The sequence below is a fragment of the Rhodoferax sp. UBA5149 genome (assembly GCF_002413825.1).
GTDB lineage: Bacteria > Pseudomonadota > Gammaproteobacteria > Burkholderiales > Burkholderiaceae_C > Rhodoferax.
On the sequence record NZ_DHXT01000105.1, the window covers coordinates 503 to 4,695 of the forward strand.

Annotated in this window: 4 protein-coding genes; 2 read left to right on the forward strand and 2 right to left on the reverse strand. The window is 61.2% G+C overall.

Features of this window, described 5'->3' with window-relative positions:
* Positions 1–152 precede the first annotated feature (152 nt).
* Together B3V69_RS09615 and B3V69_RS09620 are read left to right on the forward strand one after the other, a co-directional pair.
* Complete coding sequence (locus tag B3V69_RS09615) at positions 153–524, forward strand: hypothetical protein (RefSeq protein ID WP_296446003.1); 372 nt, start codon at positions 153–155, stop codon at positions 522–524.
* A 14-nt stretch (positions 525–538) separates the two neighbouring features.
* Complete coding sequence (locus B3V69_RS09620) at positions 539–1,351, forward strand: HDOD domain-containing protein (RefSeq protein WP_296446006.1); 813 nt, start codon at positions 539–541, stop codon at positions 1,349–1,351.
* A gap of 103 nt (positions 1,352–1,454) precedes the next feature.
* On the opposite strand, the gene B3V69_RS09625 is transcribed toward B3V69_RS09620, so the two are convergent.
* Both B3V69_RS09625 and B3V69_RS09630 read right to left on the reverse strand, forming a co-directional pair.
* Positions 1,455–2,522 (reverse strand): aldo/keto reductase, encoded by a 1,068-nt coding sequence (locus B3V69_RS09625; RefSeq protein ID WP_296446011.1) that lies wholly within the window; start codon positions 2,520–2,522, stop codon positions 1,455–1,457.
* 5 nt (positions 2,523–2,527) lie between these two features.
* Positions 2,528–4,075 (reverse strand): class I adenylate-forming enzyme family protein, encoded by a 1,548-nt coding sequence (locus tag B3V69_RS09630; RefSeq protein WP_296446008.1) that lies wholly within the window; start codon positions 4,073–4,075, stop codon positions 2,528–2,530.
* Positions 4,076–4,193 lie beyond the last annotated feature (118 nt).

Below are 4,193 nucleotides of genomic sequence, written 5' to 3' on the forward strand. Positions count from 1 at the left end.
TATTTTCCACGCTTGTGGGCACAAGACCCGTCAAAACTTGTGGCGGCGACTTCTTTGCCCTCTGCAGCGGTCTTTCTTCTGCAAGGCATTTTCAACACCCACTTTTCCAATGGTTTATTCTTTGCCTTTGTCTGGTTGGGAGTTGATGCGCGATGAATCCTACGCAGTTGGAAGTTTTAGGCCAGGCTGATCATCCTCCGGATCTACCTTACCGATGGTTGCCGATAGTGGCGGTAGAGCCCGGGATGGTCATTGCAAGGCCTGTTGTAGGACTCTCGGGAGTTCGCGAAACGATGTATGTTGCTATTGGCTCCACGGTCACTGTCAACACCATCGCGCAAATGATTGTCAAGGGGGTCGAGTGTGTTGCCGTGTTCGATACGTCGGCACAGGGTTTTCCGGATGGTGCCCAATCGGTTGCCAAGTTCGAGACCAGGCTCAAGGAGATCTTTGGCGCAGAACCTGATGATGCCTGCCGGGCGCTCATGGACGCTCTGATCGTTGCGCGGCCCGTACTATGTTGAAGCTTCAGAACCCAATGGATGACATTGAAGCCATTGCCAAGGTGCTTCCACCGTTTCCCAAGGTCGTCCTGCAGTTGCTCGACCTGTTGCGTGACGAACAGTCCTCTTTTGAAGTGTTGGCGCGACTGGTCCGCAATGACCCGGTGCTCTCGGGCAATATATTGGGCTTGGCCAACCGCATTCGACGGTTGCACGCTCAGTCTGATCTGACCGACCCCTTTGCTGCGGCCTCGTTGATTGGCTTCAATCATGTGCGCAGGATCGTTATCAATACGGGAATGAACCGTTTTATCGGCGGCGGCGTGGGAAGTGCCTTCTTCTTCCACCACTCGTTTGCAGTGGCCATTACGACGCAAGAAGTCGCCGTCCTGTGCGATGTTTCACCCGATGAGGCTTACATCGCGGGGATCTTGCACGACGTGGGCCAGCTTTGTTTTCATGTGCTCGATGAAAGGGCTTTTCAGGAAGCCTATGAGCAATCGTTCGTCGACGGACGTCTGAATGAAAGGGAAGCGGCTATTTTTGGCGTCGACCACTGTCAGATCGGCGAAAAGCTCGCTCAATACTGGAACTTGCCGGAGGACGTATTGTCGGCAATCCGGACGCATCACGACGAGACAAGCGCCACCAGCAAGCTGCAGGCCGCCGTCTGCATTGGTGAGACTTTGGCCCGCGCACTTGACATCCCCGTATCGCCCAAGAATCGGGTCACGAAAGTCAATGCGCCTGCTCTTGAGCTGCTTGGCCTAAAGTTGGATAGCCCGGAGATGCTTGATTGCTTCGGCCGCTGCCATGCCCGATTTCTACAAGGGGTTGGCCATGTCTGATGCGCAAGCACTATCGTTGATATTCGCCAAGCTCATCCATAGCAGGTGGGAGTGAACAGCAGCTTTCGCTGCAAATTCGCCTCCCGCACCGCTCAAAGCGGTTTCACAAAGCCGGGTCGCGCATCTCCCAGCGCACGGCATCAATCTGTTTGAGCAACTCGGGGGAGAGGGTGGTGCCCCACGCATCCAGGTCTTCGTCGAGCTGGGCCACCGAGGTGACGCCAATGATGGTGCTGGCGACCTGCCATTTGGTGTAGCAAAACGCGAGCGCGAGCTGCGTCGGCGTCAAACCGTGCGCACGCGCCAGGGCGTTGTAGCGGCGCGCCGCCGCCAGTGCCTCGGGCCGGCCCCAGCGCTGCTTGCGGGTGGACTCGAACTTGGCGATGCGTGCATTCGCCGGTGCGCCCGGGCCGGTCAGGCCGGATGCGTCGTACTTGCCGGTCAACAGGCCGAAGGCCAGCGGTGAATAGGCCAGCAGCGAGACGCCCAAGCGGTGCATGGTTTCGTCCAGCCCGTTTTCCACGGTGCGGTTCAACAGGCAATAAGCGTTCTGCACCGTGGCCACGCGCGCCAGGCCATGCTGCTCGGCCAGCCGCACAAACTCGTGCACGCCGTAGGGCGTTTCGTTCGACAAGCCGACCGCGCGCACTTTGCCCGACTGCACCAGCTGCTGCAGCGCCTCCAGCTGCACGTGGATGGCGCTGGTGCCGGGCGTGTCCTTGGCCGGGTCGAAATACACCATGCCAAACATGGGCACATGGCGCACCGGCCAGTGGATCTGGTAGAGGTCAATGACGTCGGTCTTCAGACGCTTGAGACTGCCTTCGCAGGCGGCAACAATGTCGGCAGCGGTCAAGTCCAGGCTGCCGCCACGGATCCAGGGCATGCCGCGCGCGGGACCGGCCACCTTGGTGGCGATCACCAGCTTCTGGCGCGCTGAAGGGTTCTTGGCGAGCCAGTTGCCGACAATGATTTCGGTGGCGTTGAAGGTCTCGGCGCGTGGCGGCACGGCATACATTTCCGCCGTGTCGATGAAGTTCACACCGCGCGCCAGCGAGCGGTCCAGAATGGCATGCGCATCGGCTTCATTGACCTGCTCGCCAAAGGTCATGGTGCCCAGGCAAATCGGTGTCACATGCAAGTCGCTCTGACCGAGCTGTATCGTTTTCATAGTCATCAGGAATCCTTGTTGGCCGCGTGCACATCACGCAATTCACGTTTGAGGATTTTACCGATCGCACTGCGCGGCAATTCGTCCAGAAACTGCAGGCTGCCCAGGCGCTGCGTCTTGCCGAGCTGCGCATTGGTCCATTGCAGCAGTTCGTCGCTGGACACCGGCTGCCCCGGCTTGAGCACCACGAACGCCGCCGGGGTTTCACCCCATTGCACCGAGGCCACACCGACCACCGCCGTCTCGAAAACGGCCGGGTGCTGGTTCAGAACCGCCTCCAGATCGCTCGGATAAACGTTGAAGCCACCTGAAATCAGCATGTCTTTCTTGCGGTCGAACAGAGTCAGGAAACCCTCGGCGTCAAAGCGGCCGATGTCGCCGGTGCGGATGAACCGCTTGCCCTGCGGATCGAACCATTCCGCTTCGCGCGTCTTGTCGGGTTGGCGGTGGTAACCGGTCATCATGCCGCCCGAATGGCCCACCACTTCACCGGCTTCGCCAACGCCCACCTCCCGCTCGTCGTCGTCAATCAGGCGGATGTCGTGGCCCTCGGCCGGCTGCCCCACGGTGTGCAATTTGTCGGGGTGGGCGTGGGCCTCCAGGATGCAGGTGCCGCCGCCTTCGGTCATGCCGTAAAACTCGACCAGGGCGCCCGGCCAGCGCTTGACCACATCGGCCTTGATGGCGGCGCCGAACGGCGCGCTGGTGGAAAACTTCACCCGGTAGCTGGCCAGGTCGAAACGGTCAAAGTCCGGCTGCGCCATCAGACGCTGGTATTGCACTGGCACCAGCATGGTGTGGGTGGCGCGGTGGGTTTGTGCCAACGTCAAATAGCCCAGCGCGTCGAATTTGGGCATCAGCACCACGGTGCCACCAAAACTGAGCGTCGGAAAGAAGACGACCAGCGTCGTGTTGGAGTACAGCGGCGTGGACAGCAGGGTGACGGTATCGGCACCGTAGTGATAGACCGCACCGCGGCACACATGGGTCCAGCGCATGCCGTGCGATTGCACGATGCCTTTGGGCTCACCGGTGGTGCCGGAGGAATAAATGATGTTGAACGGCCAGTCCGGCTGCACCGCCACCGGCGCCGGGGCTTCGCCCCCGTCGGCCAGCCAGTGGTCCAGCGCCTCGCCGTCGGCTGTGTTGTCGAGCGCAATGCGCGGGACCGCGTCCGGGCCGGGCAAGCCCAGCGCCTGGGCCCCCAGGCTGTCCGTGAACACCAGTTTGGCCTGCGCGTCCTGCACCATGCGCTGCAGGCTGGCCGCACCGGAGCCAGGCGCCAGGGGCGCCACCACGACGCCGGCCCGCAAGGCCCCCAGGAACACCAGCGCGTATTCGATTGACATGCTGGCGCAGATCGCGATCGCGTCGCCGGGACGCAAGCCGCCACGCTGCAAGGCGCAGGCGGTGCGGTCCATCAAGCCATCGAGCGCTGCATAGTCGAGGCTGCGCTCGCCCTGGACCAGGGCGCGCTGCCGGGGTGTGCGCAGGGCATGCTGGCGGATCAGGTCGGCAATGGTGCCAAATTCAGTATTGAGTGGATCAGTCATGGAGTTGAAATAGGGTTAACGGGTTATGACCCAGCATGGTAAGAGGCTGGCGCGCGGTTGACTGTCACCTCTGGTTCGACTGGCGCTGAGAAGTTCCTCCTAGCTCTTTTTGGCCCGC